This is a genomic window from Streptomyces sp. R818 (assembly GCF_056172735.1).
This window is the reverse complement of sequence record NZ_JAOCNE010000014.1, coordinates 1141178-1158390: the sequence shown is the minus strand read 5'-3', so window position 1 is coordinate 1158390 and position 17213 is coordinate 1141178. Positions and strand designations below refer to the sequence as shown.

General features: G+C 74.2%; 6 protein-coding genes. 3 read left to right on the top strand and 3 right to left on the bottom strand.

Going from position 1 to position 17213, the window contains the following annotated elements:
• The first annotated feature begins 350 nt into the window (after positions 1-350).
• Genes N5I75_RS37180 through N5I75_RS37170 form a run of 3 tightly spaced genes read left to right on the top strand, consistent with a single transcriptional unit; the run spans position 351 to position 2807 of the window.
• Positions 351-614 carry an acyl carrier protein gene (locus N5I75_RS37180; protein ID WP_476684617.1) on the top strand — a complete coding sequence of 88 codons (264 nt, stop codon included), beginning with the start codon at positions 351-353 and terminating at the stop codon, positions 612-614.
• Positions 614-2092: a class I adenylate-forming enzyme family protein gene (locus tag N5I75_RS37175; protein WP_476684616.1), complete on the top strand. Its 1479-nt coding sequence runs from the start codon at positions 614-616 to the stop codon at positions 2090-2092. Before N5I75_RS37180 ends, N5I75_RS37175 begins: the two co-directional genes overlap by 1 nt.
• A 4-nt stretch (positions 2093-2096) precedes the next feature.
• Positions 2097-2807 carry a 4'-phosphopantetheinyl transferase superfamily protein gene (locus N5I75_RS37170; RefSeq protein WP_476684614.1) on the top strand — a complete coding sequence of 237 codons (711 nt, stop codon included), beginning with the start codon at positions 2097-2099 and terminating at the stop codon, positions 2805-2807.
• A gap of 66 nt (positions 2808-2873) precedes the next feature.
• Here N5I75_RS37170 and ccrA read toward each other — a convergent pair whose 3' ends face one another.
• The 3 genes from ccrA to N5I75_RS37155 are packed head-to-tail and all read right to left on the bottom strand — an operon-like array spanning position 2874 to position 16718.
• A complete protein-coding gene (gene ccrA, locus N5I75_RS37165; RefSeq protein ID WP_476684613.1) occupies positions 2874-4109 on the bottom strand; it encodes a crotonyl-CoA carboxylase/reductase in 1236 nt (411 codons plus the stop codon).
• Positions 4110-4165: 56 nt separating this feature from the next.
• Positions 4166-7996, bottom strand: a complete 3831-nt coding sequence (locus tag N5I75_RS37160) for a type I polyketide synthase (protein ID WP_476684612.1) — start codon at positions 7994-7996, stop codon at positions 4166-4168.
• Positions 7989-16718 carry an amino acid adenylation domain-containing protein gene (locus N5I75_RS37155; protein ID WP_476684611.1) on the bottom strand — a complete coding sequence of 2910 codons (8730 nt, stop codon included), beginning with the start codon at positions 16716-16718 and terminating at the stop codon, positions 7989-7991. The genes N5I75_RS37160 and N5I75_RS37155 overlap by 8 nt, the downstream gene beginning before the upstream one ends.
• Positions 16719-17213: the final 495 nt, after the last annotated feature.

Here is a 17213-nt window from a genome sequence, read left to right as displayed (position 1 = left end):
ACGCAGCCCGTACCGCCCCCGCGATCAGCCCGCGCCCCGGCGGACCCGCGCCACCGGACCGCCGGACCCCGCACGCACTGCCTGGGCACTCTCATCACTCCCTCAGCGTCGACACCGCCCCACGGGCAACCACGGACCGCCACGGTCCACGAGCCGCGTGGCGCGCGTGGCGGAACCTCCGTCCCGGAAAGAGGCCGCGCACGGGCCCCGCTATCCCCGCGCGTGCACACTCGGCGCGTGACAAAGATCACGCCATGGCCGAGGGATTGCGGCGTCTCCCCCGCTCCTCTGCAACGGGTGACACATCAGGCCCACAGGGCGGCCGGCGTGCCGCAGCGAAAGGGGAAGACATGAGCACCATCAGGGAGTTGCTGGTCGAACTCACCGGCACCACCGAGTACGCCGACTCCGCCGCCATCGGCGACGACGTCGACCTCGCCGCAAGCGGCATCGACTCCGGCGACCTGGTGCGTCTCGTCCTGCTCGTCGAGCAGCGGCTCGGGGTGGAGATCAGCGCCGAGGACATGGAGGAGCTGCACTCCATCGCCGACTACGAGCGGTTCGTGGCCGGGCGCTCGGTCGCCGGTGCCGCCGGTGCCACCGGCGGTGCGTGATGTGGCTGACGCAGCTGCTCGAACGCAACCGTCAGTGCTGGCCCGACCGGCCCGCGCTGGTGGACGAGGCGCGCAGCGTCACCTGGGCGGAGTTCCACGACCGTACGGCCGAACTCGCGCGCGGCCTCGCCGAGTCGGGCATCGAGCGCGGTGACCGGGTCGCCGTGCTGTCCAAGGACCGGATCGAGGTCCTGGAGAGCTATTTCGCGCTGGCCCGGCTCGGCGCACTCTTCGTGCCGCTGAACCACAGCCTGGCCGCGCCCGAGGTGGCCGGCATCGTCGAGCGTGTCGGCGCGGTGGCCGTGCTCGGCGAGTCCGACCTCCTGGACCGGCATCCGACGCTGCCCGCGTCGGTGCGGCTCCGGATCGCGCTGGACAAGCCCGAGTTCGCGGCGCTCGGCACCCTCGCGGCGGACCGGGAGCTGCCCGTCGTGGCCGACACCGACCCGATCGCCGTGCTGCACACCTCGGCCACCACCGGGCAGGCCAAGGGCGTCACGGTCGACTCCGCGTCGTTCCGGGCCATCGCCCTCGGCTGGCTGGTCATGGCCCGCCCCACCGACGACATCGTCATGGTCAACTGCTGCCCGCTGTACCACGGCAGCATGGTCGTGTCCCTGACCTACCTGGCCGCCGGTGCCACGCTGGTGCTGATGCCCGGCTTCACCCCGCAGCGCGCGCTCGCCGCGGTGGAACGGCACAGCGCCACGCACATGTGGCTGGTCCCGCAGATGCTGCGCTTCATGCTCCAGGCGAAGGGCTCGCACAGCGCGGACCTGAGCTCGCTGCGGGAGATCCTCTACGGTGCCGCGCCGATGCCCCTCGACGTGTACGCGGAGGCGGTGGGGCGGCTCGGCTGCGGCTTCCGCCAGGTCTACGGCATGACCGAGGTCGGCGGGCCCTTCGTCACCCTCGGCCCCGACGAGCACCCCGCGCCCGGTGACGTGACCGCCCGCATCCCCTGCGGCCGGGTGGTGCCCGGGATGTCGGCCCGCGCGGTGGACGGGGCCGGGCGGGAGCTGCCCCGTGGCGAGATCGGCGAGATGGTCGTGCGCGGGCCCGGCATCATGCAGGGGTACTGGAACGATCCGGCCGCCACGGAGGAGATCTTCCTCGACGGCTGGGTCAGGACCGGTGACCTCGGCTTCATGGACGAGGAGGGCCGCATCCACCTGGTGGACCGCAGCAAGGACCTCATCATCCGGGCCGGCCAGAACGTCTATCCTTCGGAGATCGAGCGCGCTCTGATGACCCACCCGGCCGTCCGCGACGCCGCGGTCGTCGGCATCCCCGACGAGGACTACGGCGAGGTGCCGCTCGCGTACGTCGTGGCGGAGGACGGGACCGGCACTCTCGAACTGCTGCGCCACGTCGCGGAGTTGCTCGCGCCCTACAAGCGCCCGCGGCGGATCGAGTTCATCGAGCAGGTGCCGCGCAACCCCGCCGGGAAGATCATCAAGAAGTCGCTGCGGGTCTGAGGGCATGCCCGCGCACGTACATCACGTACATCCGGGCGGGCCGTCGGTGACGGCCCGCCCCGCACACGACCGGCCGCAGGCGCGGGTTCTCGCGGAACTCGACCGCCTGCGGCCGGTGTGCGCGACGGCCGGGCTCGGCCTCGGCGTCGCCCTCACCACGGACCCGGGGGCGGTCCCCGCCGGGCCCGCCGAGGAGGCCGCGGCGGCGGACATGCCACCGCACCGCCGCGGCGAGTTCCTGGCGGGCCGGCTCGCCGCCCGACGGGCCTTGCGCGCGGTGGGCCTCGACTGCGGCGAGATCCCTCGGGCGGGCCGTCTGCCGCTGTTCCCGCCCGGACGGGCGGCGTCGATCTCCCACAGCGCGGGCGTCGCGGTCGCGGTGGCCCCTGCGTCGAAGCACGTCATGCCGCTCGGCTGCGACGTGGAGCTGCGCCCGCTGCCCGACGGCGCGGCACGGCTGGTGCTGTGCGAGGACGAGACGACGTTGCTGACGCCGCGCGGCGCGTGGACGGTGACGGCCCTGTTCTCGGCGAAGGAGGCCGCATGGAAGGCTCTGCGTCTCTCCCGCGCGACGGGGACGAGGAGCCTGCGCGGCCTGCGGGCACACCCGTACGGTGACGGTCTCCGCGTCGCGGTGCGCGCGGTCCCGGAACGCGCCGTGCACGTCCGCGTGGCGCCGGTCGGACCGGGCGTCTTCAGCTACGTGTACGAGTGACCTGCGAGCGGGTGCCGGTGGCACCCCCTCGCAGGTCAGCAGGTCACCTCGCAGGTCACCGCATGGTCACTCCCGCGCGCCGACCAGCACCGCCATGTTGCCCGCCGGGTGCCGGTTGTCGTGGATGAGCTGGTGGGCCAGGCCGATCTCCTCGAAGCCGAACGTCCGTGACAGGCACGGGTCGACGACGCCCTGGTCGATGAGGCGGGTGATCTCGCGGGCCTCGCGCGCGCTCGCGACGTGGGAACCCTGCAGACGCTTCTGCCGCATCCACAGGAAGCGCAGGTCCACGTCGCCGTTGTAGCCGGTGGTGCCGCCGCAGATGACGACCATGCCGCCGTTGTCGCACATGTACATGGACGTGGGGATGGTGTCGGCGCCCGAGTGCTCCAGGACGATGCGCGGGGCGCGGCGCTCGCCGAGCACCTCCCAGAACCGCCGCCCGAACGCCCGCGCCCCCTTCAGCCAGCGGCCCATCGCCTCCTCGTCGGACGTGTCGGGGAGGCGGCCCCAGTGGTCGAACGCGCGCCGGTCGATCCAGCCCTGCGCGCCGAGCTTCATGCAGTACTCGCCGCGCTCCTCGCTGGAGACGACGGCGACGGGGATGCCGCCGACGTGCCGGACGAGCTGGATGGCGATGCAGCCGAGGCCGCCCGCGCCGCCCCAGATCAGCACGGGGTCGCCGGGCCTGACCGTGTGCGGCTCCCAGCCGAAGAGCTGGCGGTAGGCCGTCGCCGCGGTCGCCATGTAGGAGGCGGACGCGGCCCAGGACAGCCGCTTGGGCTTCGGGTGCAGCATGTAGTCGTCGACGACCGCGAACTGGGCGAAGGAGCCGTAGTTCTCCTCGTAGCCCCACACGCGCTGCGTGGTGGAGAAGGCCGGGTCGGCGCCGAGGCGGATGTCCTCGGCCGACTCGTCCCAGCGGCTGGCGAGGACGACCACCTCGTCGCCGAGCCCCACGCCCCGTACGTCCTCGCCGACGGCCCACACGACGCCGGACAGGTCGGAGCCGCCGATGTGGAAGTCCTCGGTGGCGCCCGCCTTCTGCCGCGCAGCGATTACGTCGAGCGGTGAACCGAGCGCCGCCCAGACGTTGTTGTAGTTGACGCCGGCCGCCATCACCTTGACCAGCACCTGCCCGCGGCCGACGGGCGGGACGTCGACCACCTCGGTGCGGAAGGCGTCTACGGGCTGCCCGTAGCGCTCCTGGCGGATGAGGGAGGCGTACATCTGCTTGGGCGCGGTGCCGAGCGGCGGGGCGTCACCGAGTTCGTACAGGTTCTTGGTCGCGGTCGCGTGCACAGGAGGCCCTTCGTGACAGGTGCGGGGACGGGAGGGGACAGGGCGGGGCGGGGCTGTCAGGCGGAGGCCGGACGCAGCGCCTTGGCGACGGCCGCGCCGATCCGGGCGATGGGGTCGGGCTCGGTCATCTCGTAGTGGCCGCAGGGCACCCGGTGGTCGTGGAGGGCGCCGTCGACGTGCGGGCGCCAGGCGTCGGCCTTGCCCGGCATGACCGCGAGGTCCCCAAAGCCGTCCGGCTCCTCCTCGGCGCTGAAGAACAGCACGTCCCCCCGGTAGACGCCGGGGGCGAACTGCGGGGCGATGCGCAGGTTGTTGCGCATGACCTCGGCGATCGCCGCCGCCTCGGCGCGGGTGACGGGGGAACGTCCGGCGTCCGCCGCGTCGATGCGGTCGAGGACGGCGTCGACGCCCGGCAGGTCGGCGCCCGGTTCGACGGGCAGTCCTGCCACGCGCAGCAGAAGGGCCGCCACCTGTCGTTCGGCCGCCTCGGAGTCGTGGGCGGTGCCGTGGGGCTGGGGCGCGTCGAGCATCGCGAGCAGTTCGACCTGCTCGCCGCCTTCTTGCAGCGCGCAGGCCATCGCGTGGGCGACGAAGCCGCCGTACGACCAGCCGAGCAGCCGGTACGGGCCGTGCGGCTGCACCTCGCGGACCAGGTCGACGTAGTGGGCGACCATGGCGGCGGCGTCCGGTGCGGGCGGCCGGGTGCCGTCGAGGCCGGCGGCCTGGATGCCGTACACGGGCTGGTCGCCGCCCAGGTGGGGCAGCAGACCGGTGTAGCGCCAGGAGACGCCGGCGCCCGGGTGGACGCAGAACAGCGGCGCGGCGCTCCCTTCGGTCCGCAGCGGCAGGAGCGGGCCCAGTGCGGCCGTCGCGTGCTCCTCCCCGTCCGCGCCGGTCTCGTCGGCCGCCGCGAGGACCCCCGCGACCGTGGGCGCGGCGAGCAGGGTCGCGGCGGGCACGTCGAGCACCCCGGCCTGGCGCAGGTGTCCCGCGAGGAGGACTGCGCGCATCGAGTCGCCGCCGAGGTCGAAGAAGTTGTCGTGCACGCCGATGCCGCCGATGCCGAGGGTCTCCTCCCACAGCCGGGTCACGGCCTCCTCGCGGTCGGTGCGCGGCGGCACGTGCTCGGTCGTGAGGCGGGGGCGCGGCGCGAGGCCGGTGGCCGGTGCCGTCGTGGCGGGGGTGTCGGCCGCCTCGGGGTCCGTGCGGGCGCCGGGGGCGTCGATCCAGTGGCGGTGCCGTTCGAAGGCGTAGCCGGGCAGCGGTACGCGCTTCGGGTCGCCCGGCACCTCGGGGAGCGCCGCGTCCACGCCCGCGCTCCACAGGCGGCCGAGCGCCTCGGTGAGGACGAAGCCGTCCGGGGCGTCGGCCTTGGCGTGCCGCATGGTGGTCACCGTGGCAGGGCTGTGCTCGGCGAGCTGAGCGGCGGCGAGCTTGGTCATGGTGTCGCCCGGGCCGATCTCCACGAGGACGGGGGCCAGGCGCTGCCACAGGGCCATGACCCCGTCGGTGAACCGGACGGTGCGGCGCGTGTGGTTTAGCCAGTGCTCCACCGAGGTGGCCTGCGCGTCGGTGATCCAGGTGCCGGTGACGTTGGTGACGAACGGGATGCGCGGCGGGCGCAGGGTGACGGTGCGCAGATGGCTCTCGAAGGTTCCGAGGACCGGGTCCAGGACGTGGGAGTGGGCGGCGGCGGGGATGCGCAGCCTGCGGAACGGGAGGTTCCTGCGGGTGAGTTCCGCCTCGAAGCGCGTGACGGCTTCGGCGTGTCCGGCGACCGTGCAGGCGGCAGGGCCGTTCACCGCGGCCAGGGACAGTTCGTCGTCGAGCAGCGGCAGCACCTCCTCCACCGGTACGGCGACGCCGACGGTCGCCCCGCCCGCCGAGGCGATGAGCCGGATCCGCTCGGTGACCAGGGGCAGCATGGCGTCCAGGTCCATGACTCCGGCGAGGCAGGCCGCGGTGTACTCGCCGAGCGAGTGACCGATGAGCGCGTCCGGGCGCACCCCTGCCTCCATGAGCGTGCGGGCGAGCGCGTACTCGGTCGCCACCAGGCCGGCGAAGAGGGCGGTGCTGTCGGGCTCCGGGTCGTCGAAGAGGGTGGTGCGCAGGTCGCCGCCGAGGACGGGGCGCAGGATGCGCGCGCACTCGTCGACGATGTCGCGGTAGACGGCGTGGTCGCGGTAGAGCTCCGCTCCCATGCCGGGGTACTGGGTGCCGCCGCCCGGCAGCAGGAACGCCACGCGGGCGGGCTCGTCGGGCACAGGGGGCGTGCCGGGTACGGGGGCGGTGGCGCGCAGGGCGCTCAGCGCCTCGTCGCGGGAGGCGGCCGTCACGGTGAGGCGGTGGCCGAGCGCGGGGCGGTCCGTGCGCAGCGAGTGCGCGACGTCGTCCAGGCGCAGGCCGGGGCGGTGTTCGAGGTGGCGGGCGAGCGCCTCGGCCTGGCCGCGCAGGGCGCCGGGCGTGCGCGCGGACAGCGGCAGGACCAGGCGGCGGCCGTCCTCGGCCGGGCGGGGCGGGGTGGGCGCGACGGGGGGCGCCTCCTCCAGGACGATGTGCGCGTTGGTGCCGCCGATGCCGAAGGCGCTGACCGCGGCCCGGCGGGGGTGGCCGTCCGCCTGCCAGTCCTCCAGGGCGGTGGGCACCCGGAACGGTCCTGCGGCGAAGTCGATCAGCGGGTTGGGCTGCTCGAAGTGGAGGTTGGGCGGGATCTGCCGGTGTTCGAGGGCCAGTACGGCCTTGATGAGCCCGGCGATCCCGGCGGCGGCCCCGAGGTGGCCGATGTTGGTCTTCACCGAGCCGAGGGCGCAGAACCCGGTGCGGTCCGTGCTCTGCCGGAACGCCTCGGTCAGCGCGGACACCTCGATGGGGTCGCCGAGCTTGGTGGCGGTGCCGTGCGCCTCGATCAGGCCGATGGTGTCCGCGTCGATCATAGCCTGTGCCTGCGCCGCGAGGATCACCTCGGTCTGCCCGGCCGCACTGGGCGCGCTGAAGCCGACTTTGCGGCGGCCGTCGTTGTTGACGGCGCTGCCCCGGATGACGGCCCTGATGCGGTCACCATCGGCGAGGGCGTCCTCCAGGCGTTTGAGGACGACCGCGCCCACGCCGTCGCCGGAGGAGGTGCCGGCCGCGTCGGCGGCGAACGCGCGGCAGTGGCCGTCGGGCGAGAAGGGGCCGTCGGGTACGTGCCGGTAGCCGAGCGGCGCCGAGGGGTTGAGGGAGACGGCGGCGGCGAGCGCGGTGTCGCACCGGTAGTCGAGGAGGTCCTGGCAGGCGGTGTGCACGGCGACGAGCGCGGTGGAGCAGGCCGTCTGCAGGGACACGCTCGGGCCGGTGAGCCCCAGTTCGTAGGAGACGCGGGTGGCGAGCGTGCCGAGGGAGTTCGCGGTGGCCGCGTGCACGAGCGCCACGGAGCCGGGCTGCCCGGCGAAGCGCGGGTGGACGTGCGCCGGGTAGTAGCGGCTGTCACCGCTGCCCGCGTACACGCCGACCGTACCGGCCGCGTCCCCGGCGTCTCCTCCGCGGGGCCCGAGACAACCGGCGTCCTCCAAGGCGTGGTAGGCCGTCTCCAGGAGCAGCCGCTGCTGGGGGTCGACGACGGCGGCCTCGGCGGGGCTGTAGCCGAAGAACCCGGAGTCGAAACGGTCGATGCCGTCGACGGTCGACGCCATGCGGATCAGGGAGGGGTCGTCGAGGTCGCGCGGGTCGCCGCCCGCGGCGAGGAACTCCTCGTCCGTGACGGGCCGCACCGACTCCCGGCCTGCCGCCAGGTTGTCCCAGAAGGCGTCGAGGTCGTCGGCGCCGGGGAAGCGGCCCGCCATGCCGATGACGGCGACGGCGGGCGCCTCATCCTCGTGTGTGTCCTGCGGGGAGGCGGTGTCACGCATGGCCTCGGTCCTTCCCGTTCCGGGCGGAGCGGCGGGCCCGTGCCGCGCGCTGCCGCTGTGCTTTTTCCTTGGCTCTGTCCAGGCCACTTGGCTTCCTGTGGGCCGGGGCCTCCGGCTCCGGGGGCGCACCGGCCGCTTCGACGTTCCCCGCGTCCGTCAGTGCGGACAGGTGGCGGGCGAGGTCGCGCACGGTGGGGTGCGCGAACAGGTCGACGACGGAGAGTTCGCAGCCGAACTCCTTGTTGATCGCCGTCTGGGCGGTGACCAGGAGCAGGGAGTTGCCCCCGAGGTCGAAGAAGTTGTCGTCCCGGCCCACCCGGTCACGGCCCAGGACGCCGCACCACAAGCGGGCCAGGTCGCCCTCCAGGCGCCGCAGCCGCTCCCCCGTGTCCGGGCCGGCCGCCTGCGCGGAGCCGCTGCCCGCGGAGCGCAGCACCCACGCGTCGCCGAGGCCGGCCGCCCGTGCCGCCTCGGCCGCAGCTCCGTACAGGGCACCGAGATCGGTGCCCTCCTCCAGGGCGACCCGTGCGGCCAGGCGCCGCACCTGCCCGGCCGCGCCCGTGCCATGGCTGCGCACCCAGGGCGCGCCGCGGTCGGCGCCGATCAGCAGGTGCGGCTCGGCCACGGTGCGGGCCAGGTCGAAGGAGCGCAGCGCGGCGGCGGTGTCCAGGACCCGGTAGCCGCGGGCCTCGCCCAGCGCGGCGAGCCCGTACCCGCGGCTCATCCCGCGCTCGTGCCACAGGGACCAGGCCAGGCTCTGCGCGGGCAGACCGAGGGCGCGGCGGTGCAGGGCGAGGGCGTCCAGGAAGGCGTTGGCGGCGGCGTAGGCGGCGTTCATGGCGCCGCCGAACCAGCCGTTCACGGAAGAGAAGGCGGTGAAGGAGGTCTCCGGGCGGTCGAGGGTGACGCGGTGCAGCGTCCACGCGCCGCGCACCTTCGCCTCCAGCGCCCGGCGCCAGGCCGCGGGGTCCAGTTCCCGTACGGGCCGTTCGTCGCGGACTCCGGCGAGGTGCAGTACGGAGGCCAGGGGGACGCCCCATGCCTCGGCGGCGGCGTCCACCGCGGCCCGCACCTGGGCCTCGTCGGTGACGTCGGCGCACGCGTAGCGGACCTCGCCGAGGGCGCGCAGGCGTCGCAGCGTCTCGATGCGGGCGGCCACGGAGCCGCCCTCGGCCAGGTGGTGCGGCCAGGTGTCCTCGGCGGGGAGCGGGGTGCGGCCGAGCAGCAGCAGGCGGGTGCCGGGGGTCTTGAGCAGATGCGCCGCGACCTCGCTGCCGACACCGCCCAGGCCGCCGCTGACCAGGTGGAACCCGTCCGTGTCGGGCAGTTCGGCGCGCGGCGGTTCCTCGGGCAGCGGGGCGAGGCGGCGTACGTACCGGTGGCCGCCGCGCCATGCGACCTCGGCGTCGGGCGAGGCGTCGGCGGCCTCGGCCAGCAGGACGGGTACGGACGTGCCGGTGCCGGCCGGGTCGAGGTCGAGGTGCACGCCGCGCAGCCAGGTGAACTCCTCCGCCAGCGACTTCAGCAGGGCGCCTGCCATGGCGTGCGCCGGGGAGGCGTCGTCCCCGGGCGCCACGGCCTGGGCTCCCGCCGTCACGTACAGCAGGTCGACGGGGCGCTGCTGGCCGGGCCGGGCGGCGAGGGCGCGGGCGAGCGCGAGGAGGGAGCCGGGGCCGGCGTCGTCCAGGGGCGCTGTCGCGGCGCCGCTCAGTCCGCCCAGATGCACGACGGCGTCGACGGGCCGCCCGTCGGCGTCCAGCTGCCGCAGGAGAGCCGCGTGATCGGTGTCCTCGGCGGTCCTGAGCCGGTAGTGCGCGGCGTCGGTCCGTTCGTAGGCCGGGGCCTCGGTGACCACGGTGCACAGTCCGCCGTCCGCCCGAACCGCTTCGGCGACCTGGGCCGCGAGACCGTGTTCGCGCGGGTCGCCGCCCGTCAGGACGACGGTGTGCCGGCCAGCCACGGCCGGGCGGGGCCGGTGCCGTTCGGCCCGCTGCCACACCGGGCGCAGGAACCAGTCGGGCAGCGTGTCAGCGGTGCCCATCAGGAGCTGGGCCTCGCGGACCGCCTCGTCGAAGTCGCCCGCCTCGAAGCCCTTGCGGAGCTTGGTGCGCTGGATCTTGCCGATCTCGGTCTTCGGGATGGCGTCCTCGGCGACCGGGAGGAGGAAGGCGGGGCTGACGCCGATCTCGCGGGTCACCTTGCCCGCGATCTGCCGCATCGCGACCGCCGGGTCCTGGCCCGGGGCGAGGTGGAAGAAGAGCGCCAGCTCGTCGGTGGCGGCCGACGCGTCGGAGCGCACGGCGACGGCCGCGGTGAAGCTCCGTACGACGCACGGCAGTTCCTCGACACACGCCTCGATCTCGTGGCTGTAGTGGTTGACGCCGTTGACGATGATGACGTCCTTGGCGCGGCCGGTGATGTACAGCTCGCCGTCGCGCAGGAACGCCAGGTCACCTGTGTCGAACCAGCCGTCTTCGGTGAACGCCTCGGCGTTGGCCGCCGCGTTGTCGTGGTAGCCGCTCGTGACGGACGCGCCGCGCACCTGGAAGCGGCCGACCTCGCCCTCGGCGAGCAGCGTGCCGTCCTCGCCGACGACGCGCATGGCGAACCCCGGGTAGGGGCGCCCGCAGCTCACGAACGACTCGTCGGAGCCGTCGGGTTCGCCCGGCAGCACGGCGTCGGTGACGACCGAGCAGGTCTCGGACATGCCCCAGCCCGGATGCATCACGTCCTGCGGCAGCCCGAACGGCTTCAGGGCGTGCAGGAAACGGCGGGCGGCCGAGGCGACGACGACCTCACCGGCGTTCATGACGAGCCGCACCGGCGACAGGTCCCAGGCCCGGTCGCGGAAGCGGTCGGCCTGCTCGGCGAGGAGGCCGAAGGCGAAGTTCGGCGCCCAGGTGACGGTGGTCCGGTGCCGGTCGGCGAGGTCCATCCAGCGCGTCGGGTCCTCCAGGACGAAGGAGGTGGGCGCGTGGATCTGACGGCAGCCCAGGAACACGTCGCGCAGGTGGAACATGACCACGCCGGTGACGTGGTCGAGCGGGATCCAGTTGAGGGTGGTGTCCTGTGCGCCGAGCCCGTTGAGCTGCGCGGTCGCGGCGGACCTGGTCAGCACGGCGTGGTGGCTCTGCCGCACGGCCTTCGGCAGACCGGTGCTGCCCGAGGTCATGAGGAGCAGCAGCAGGTCGTCCGGGCGCGCCTCGTACCAGTCGCGGTCCTCCGGCGCCTCGCGCAGCGCGTCGGCCGTCGTCAGGCGCAGCCCGGACCACTCGCGCCGGTCCGCGAGGTCGCGCAGACCCGCCTCGCGGCCGGGGGAGCAGACGATCCAGGGCCGGCCGAGCATCTTCCAGATGCCCTCCAGCTTGGCCAGCGCCGCCGAGGGGGTGGTGTACGAGGTGGGCACGGTCAGCGGCACGGCGACGAAGCCGCCGAGGATGCAGCCCCACAGCACGGCGAGGAAGTCCTCGCTCACGTCACACTGCAGGATGACCTGGTCGCCGGGGCGCAGCCCGGCCCGCCGCAGTCCGGCGAGGACCCGGGACGCCTCGGTGACCAGCGACGCGTAGCTGCGCCGGTGCTCGCTGCCGTCGGCGTGGACGTGCACGACCTCGCCGTACGGGCTCTCCGCCGCCCGCACCAGCGCCTCGGCCCAGCCGGACACCGGCAGCCCGGCGAGTTCCGGGCCTTCGCTCAGCGCCGGGACCGGGGCGGCGGCGGGTGCGGTCCTGACCGGCGCCTGCGCCGCCTCCGGGGCGCTGGAGCGGCGCGGGGTGCCGGCGTGGCGGCGGCCCAGTTCCGCGGGGGTGTCCTCCACCGTGACGTCGGCGGCGGTGACGCCGGGGACGCGGGCGAGGTGTTCGCGCCAGGAGGCGGCTGCCTTGCGGTCGACGAGGGGCAGGGCGTGCAGGGTGTCGGCGTCTACGGAGCCGCCGGCGGTGCGGGGCAGGACGCCGACCGCCGTGACGCGGACCGTGTTCGTCCCCTCGGCGGCGCCGAGGAGCTGCTCGACCCGTTCGGCGGCCTCGGCCCGGCCGGGCACGACGAACAGGCGCAAGGGGCCGCCGTGGGGTGCGGTCAGGGCGACCGCGTCGCGGATGCCGGGGACGGACAGGGCCGTGCGCTCCAGCTCCGCGGCGTCGGCGGCGAAGCCCGTACCGGTCTCAGCGTCCGCCACGGCGCGCGGGGCGGGCGCCGGCAGCGCGTGCAGGCGGACGTCCGGATCGGCGCACACGGCCGCGAGGGTCTCGTGCAGGGCGCGGGCGAACGTCTCGGCCGTCCCGGCGTCGTACAGGTCGGTCGCGTACTCCACGTGCAGGTCGAGCCCGTCGGCCGCGCCCTTGTCGTCGTAGCGTTCGAGCACGTCGACGAAGAGGTCGAACTTGGCGGTGCCGGTGGCGGTGGGCCGCAGCGGGATCTCCTGCCCGTCGAGGCGGAGTACGGCGCGTGTGTTGTTCTGCAGCGCCAGCATCACCTGGAAGAGCGGGTGCCGGGCCGGGTGGCGTGGCGGGTTGAGCTCCTCCACGAGCCGGTCGAACGGCAGGTCCTGGTGGTCGAGGGCGCGCAGGTCGTGCGCGCGCACCTGGGCGACGAGGTCGCGGAAGGCGGGGTCGCCGGAGGTGTCGGCGCGCAGGACCAGCGTGTTGGTGAGCAGTCCGATCACGTCGTCCAGGGCGGGTTCGGTGCGGCCCGCGACCGGGGTGCCGACGACGATGTCCTCGCCCGCGCCGCAGCGGGTGAGCAGGGCGCCGACCGCCGCGTGCAGGACCATGAACAGGCTGGTGCCCGTGCGGTCCGCGAGCCGCAGCAGCCCTTGGTGCAGTTCGGCGTCCACGGTTGCGGTGACGTGCGCTCCCTCCCCTCGCGGGGACGCCGGGCGCGGTCGATCGCCCGGAAGGGTGCACTCCTGCGGCAGGTCCGCGAGCGTCTCGCGCCAGTGGGCCGTCAGCCGCTCCAGACGCCCCGGCCCCTCCGGTTCGGGGGCGAGAAGGGCGCGCTGCCACACGGCGTGGTCCGCGTACTGCACCGGCAGCGCTTCCCATACGGGTGCCCGGCCCGCGCGGCGCGCCTCGTACGCGGTGCTCAGATCGTCGGCGAAGGGGCGCAGCGACCAGCCGTCGGCCGCACTGTGGTGCACGACGAGCAGCAGCGTGCGCTCGGGCCCTGTGCCGAACAGGGCGGCGGTGAGCGGGCCTTCGCGGGTCAGGTCGAAACGGTACCGGGACGCCGCGACGACCTGCGTGCCGATCTCCTCGGCCGGGCAGTCCACGCAGCGCAGCTCGGGCCGCACCTCCCCCGGCGCCAGGATGCGCTGGTGGGGTACGCCGTCGTGCTCGGCGAACAGGGTCCGCAGGCTCTCGTGCCGGTCGGTGACGTCGCCGAGGGCCGCCCGCAGCGCCTCCGCGTCGACGGGCGCCCGCAGCGGGACGACGAGCGGGATGTTGTAGGTGGCGGCGCCGTCGTCGAGCCGGTTCAGGAACCACATGCGTTCCTGGGCGAAGGAGAGCGGCAGGCGTTCCGGCCGGACGACGTCCCCGAGGGCGGGCAGCGGCCGGACGGTGTCGCCCTGCGCGGTGAGCCGCTCGGCGAGCGCGGCCGGCGTCGGCCCGTCGAACAGGGCGGTGATGGGCACCTCGGTGCCCGTCTCGGCGCGCAGACGGGCCAGGAGCCGGGTCGCGGAGAGGGAGTCGCCGCCCAGGTCGAAGAAGTTCGCGTCGGCGCCCACGGCGTCCTGGGGCAGCCGCAGCACGTCCTCGAACAGCCGGCAGAGCAGGGCCTGCCGGGGTGTGGCGGGCCGTGCCCCGGCGGCGGCCTCGGTGAAGTCCGGTGCGGGCAGGGCCTGTACGTCGAGTTTGCCGTTGGCGGTCAGCGGCAGTGCGTCCACGGGGACGCAGGCGGCGGGGACCATGTGCTCGGGCAGGTGCGCGGCGACGTGGGCGCGCAGCTCGGCGGGGTGCGGTGCCGCGTCGGCGGCCGCGACCGTGTACGCGACGAGCTGCTGCGCTCCGCTGTCGGTGCGGACGACGACGGCGGCCCGGGCGACCTGCGGGTGCTGTGCGAGGACGGCCTCGATCTCGCCGGGCTCGACGCGGAAACCACGCAGCTGCACCTGCGCGTCGGCCCGCCCGAGGTACGCGAGCGTGCCGTCGGCGCGGCGCCGCGCCAGGTCGCCGGAGCGGTACATCCGGCCGCCGGGCGGCCCGAACGGGTCGTCGAGGAACCGCTCGGCGGTGAGATCGGGCCGGTTCAGATAGCCCGCGGCCACCCCGGGCCCCGCCACGTACATCTCACCGGTGGCGCCCGCGGGCACCGGCCGGCCCGCCGGATCCAGGAGGTACACGCGCAGATCCGCGAGCGGCGTGCCGACCACACTCCCCCGGCGGGGGTCGTCCAGGTCGGCGCGGGTGAGGCGGTGGTGGGTGACGTGCACGGTGGTCTCGGTGATGCCGTACATGTTCACCAGCGCCGGGGCGTCGAGGCCGTACCGGTCGGCCCACGGGCGCAGCCGCTCGGGGCGCAGCGCCTCCCCGCCGAAGACGACGTACCGCAGTGCGCCGGTACCCGACGCCACCTCCCCGTCCGCGTCCATGAGCTGCTCGAACGCGGACGGCGTCTGGCTGAGGACGGTGACGCCTTCGTCGGTCAGCAACCGCAGGAAGTCACGGGGCGAGCGGCTCACGGCGTAGGGCACGACGACCAGGCGGCCGCCGTGCAGCAGCGCGCCCCACATCTCCCACACCGAGAAGTCGAAGGCGTAGGAGTGGAACAGCGTCCACACGTCGTCCGCGCCGAAGTCGAAGTGGTCCGCGGCGGCGGTGAAGAGCCGCACCACGTTCGCGTGCGGAACCGGTACGCCCTTGGGACGCCCCGTGGAACCGGACGTGTGGATGATGTAGGCGATGTCGGACGGGTCGCGTGGGCCACCACGCTCGGCGTCGCTCAGGACATCTGCTGCCCGCCGGGCGAGGTCCGCCTGGACCTGCGGGTCACGCAGGGAGACGGTCGGGACGTCGGCGGCGAACGGCATCTCGGCACGGTCGGCGTCGGTGACAAGGAGGACGGGCCGCGCGTCCTCGGTGACCAGCCGCAGCCGCTCCGCCGGATGCCCGGTGTCCAGCGGCAGGTAGGCGGCGCCCGTCTTCAGCACCGCGAGCAGGGCGGGCAGCAGCTTCAGTCCGCGCCGCACGGCGAGCGCGACCACCCGGCCCGGACCCGCGCCCCGCTCCGCCAGCAGCCGGGCCAGCCGGTTGGCCTCGGCGTCGAGCTCCGCGTACGTCAGGCTCTCGCCCTCGCACGTCACGGCCGTCCGCCCCGGCACCTCGGCGGCGCGCCGCTCGAACAGCTCCGTGAGCGTACCGGTGACGGGGCAGGCGCGGACGGGCGCGTCCCGGGGATGCTCGCCGGGCAGCAGCACATCCAGGTCCCGCAGCGGCGACGCCGGCTCGGCGGTGACCAGCCGGCGGAGGAGCAGCAGGAACCGGTCGCGGTGGAGGGTGAGTTCGTCCTCCGTGTACAGCGCCGGGTTGGCGTCGAAGGCCAGCCACAGCCCGTCGGACTCCGTCCCGGGCCGGACGGAGATCTGCAGGTCGTCGACGGCACCGCCGGACAGGTGGTGCCAGGTGGCGGCGTGCCCGCCGAAGTCCAGGGACTCGGTGAACGGGACGATGTTGAGGACCGGCCCGTACAGCCTGCGGCCGGTGCCGAGCAGCCCGAGGTCGCGGCGCAGGAACTCGCCCCGGTAGCGCTGGTGCTCCCGCAGCGCCTTCAGCTCGGCGGCGACGCTGCGCGCCAACTCCCTGACACTCGTGCCGGGGGCGGCGGGCACGCGCAGCGGCAGGACGTCGGAGGCGGTGCCCGGGGTGCGCAGCGCGGCGCTGCCGAGCCGGCTCATGGTGGCCAGGCCCAGGACCAGGTCCTCGGCGCCGCTCATCCGGTGCAGGAACGCGAGGACCGCGGTGGCGAGCAGGTCGGTGCGCGAGACGTCGAGGCGGGCGGCGGCAGCGGTGAGGGCTTCGGCCTCGGCGGGCGACAGCTCCGCGGTGCGGCGCAGGAACGGGGTGACGGGGGCGGCCGTGCGGTGGGTCAGGCGGGCGGGCTCGGGCAGGCCGGCCAGCCGTCCGGCCCAGTGCGCGCGGTCCCGCTCGTAGCGGTCGGAGGCGAGGTAGGCCTCCTCGTCGGTGCGGAGCCGGTCCACCGGGGCGAAGGCGGCAGGGGCCACCTGTCCGCCGTTGGCCAGCGCGTTGTAGGTGTCGGCGAGCCGACGCCCGACGAGCTTGTAGCTGTAGCCGTCCAGCAGGATGTGATGCGCCCGCAGGAACCAGATGTGCCGGTCGGGCGCGAGGGTGAGCAGGGCGTGCGAGAACAGCGGCCCCTTGTCGATGTCGACGGGGGCCGCCAGGTCCGTACGGATCCACTCCCAGGCGGCCTTCTCGGGATCGTCCGCCGTGCTGACGTCGAGGCGGTGCAATGTCCAGTCGTCCGCGTCCGGTGCCGGCCGGCATCGGGGCCCGTCGTCCGTGTCGAGAAAACGCAGCGCGAATGTGCCGGCTTCGCCGACGGTGCGCCGCAGTGCGGTCTCGAACAGCGCGGCATCGACGGGGCCGTGTATTTCGACGGCCTCGCCGGTGTTGTATGCGGCACTGTCCGGTGAAAGCCGCTGTGCGTACCAAAGACCCTCCTGGGCTCCGGTCAGCGGTCGACGATCGTCCTCGTGGAGTGACATGGCACATCCCTCACGTGACAAGCCGTGATCACACGGTCGGGGAACAGACGGCTCATCACGCTGAATCACCAGGCAGGCAAGGTCAAGGCAGACCGGCCCGACGGCATTGACTTGAGTGATTTCCCTAAAGCGCGTATGTCGCCGCGTATGTCGCCGAAGCGCGCGTGTCGCCGACATGCCGAGCGGCGAGCGAATTTAGGGAAACCACGTGACTTCGGTCCGGACAATGCTGACAGGTTGATCCGGCGACTTCCCGGCATGCACGCTCGTGGTGACGCGGAATTCCCGATCCCTATTTCCTGCGAAAGGCCGTCGGCGGCGGGGCTATGTCACCGGTGTGCAGCACCGAGCTCTGGCGCCGACGGCCGGAAAGCGCGAACGCGGAAAACGATGGACGAGAGAATGACTGACGGCATGAACGGCTCGCAAGTGCGTGGCGGCGCGGACGACTTGGCCGCCTCGGGTGTCTCGGATGTCTCGGGACGTGCGCTGTGT

Bases quoted from the DNA above. Each gene is read 5' to 3' on its own strand.
- N5I75_RS37180 (WP_476684617.1), top strand. From the start codon at position 351: ATGAGCACCATCAGGGAGTTGCTGGTCGAACTCACCGGCACCACCGAG.
- N5I75_RS37175 (WP_476684616.1), top strand. From the start codon at position 614: ATGTGGCTGACGCAGCTGCTCGAACGCAACCGTCAGTGCTGGCCCGAC.
- N5I75_RS37170 (WP_476684614.1), top strand. From the start codon at position 2,097: ATGCCCGCGCACGTACATCACGTACATCCGGGCGGGCCGTCGGTGACG.
- N5I75_RS37160 (WP_476684612.1), bottom strand. From the start codon at position 7,996: ATGCGTGACACCGCCTCCCCGCAGGACACACACGAGGATGAGGCGCCC.
- N5I75_RS37155 (WP_476684611.1), bottom strand. From the start codon at position 16,718: ATGTCACTCCACGAGGACGATCGTCGACCGCTGACCGGAGCCCAGGAG.